The organism is Bartonella sp. AD328YNZD (assembly GCF_042196425.1).
Genome location: NZ_JBHIQG010000726.1, coordinates 1 through 722, shown reverse-complemented (window position 1 = coordinate 722; position 722 = coordinate 1). Strand labels below are relative to the sequence as shown.

The window sequence follows — 722 nt, the reverse complement described above, 5'->3', positions numbered from 1 at the left end:
TTGCCATGCAAGTCCTTGGTCAATCAAATCATAGAGGTTTGGAACATAAGGTGTGAGTTCACCAAGTCCATATTCTTCAATCAACCATGGCAAAAAGCGGGGAGGGCGTGTGATCAGTTTTGCACGTGAAATCCCCAAAACAGCTCCATCAACATCTTGATGAAAGTTGCAAGCATCGGCAAGGCGTTTTTCAAATTCTGTTGCATGTGAGGGGAGGAGCGAGCCAACCATTAGCGCGCCCGCCCTTTAAAGTTTAAGGTGATTTTGCCAATCGATAAGATTTCTTCGTCACAAACTGCTCTGTCCTTTGTGGGTGTAATGGCAATCACTTTCTGGACACCAGGGATCATCAGTTTTGAAACCCACCACGAGAGGCTTAATTCACGACCAATGGCTTGTTCTTGTCTCCATGCTGCTCTTAAATTTGCCTCCATTGTCGTGAGAATTTTCAAAGATGTTTCCGGTAACAGCCAAACATCTGCTTCTAAATCCAGCACTTTTTTGACAGCAGCATGCACAATAATCGTATCATTGGTCATGATGATATTTTTTCTGTGAAGAGCTTGTGAAACTGTTTGTAAGAGATCTTCAGAGGCTGTTCCTTCTTCATTATTACCAAAAAGAGCAACATAGATGGTTGGGTCTTTGCCTTTACGATAGATAATGGCATCTTTCACTCGACTATCGGCTGTTAAGGCGATAAGCTTGTAATAGGGTTCTGT

Annotated in this window: 1 protein-coding gene and 1 pseudogene; both read right to left on the bottom strand. The window is 42.9% G+C overall.

The genetic code is table 11. From position 1 onward, the window contains the following. A pseudogene (locus ACFIO3_RS14705) lies at positions 1 to 231 on the bottom strand (phage tail protein); the annotation flags it as partial. Further along, positions 231 to 722: baseplate J/gp47 family protein (locus tag ACFIO3_RS14700; protein ID WP_375704739.1), on the bottom strand; the 492-nt coding region annotated here is incomplete at its 5' end. The gene ACFIO3_RS14700 and the pseudogene ACFIO3_RS14705, both read right to left, overlap by 1 nt.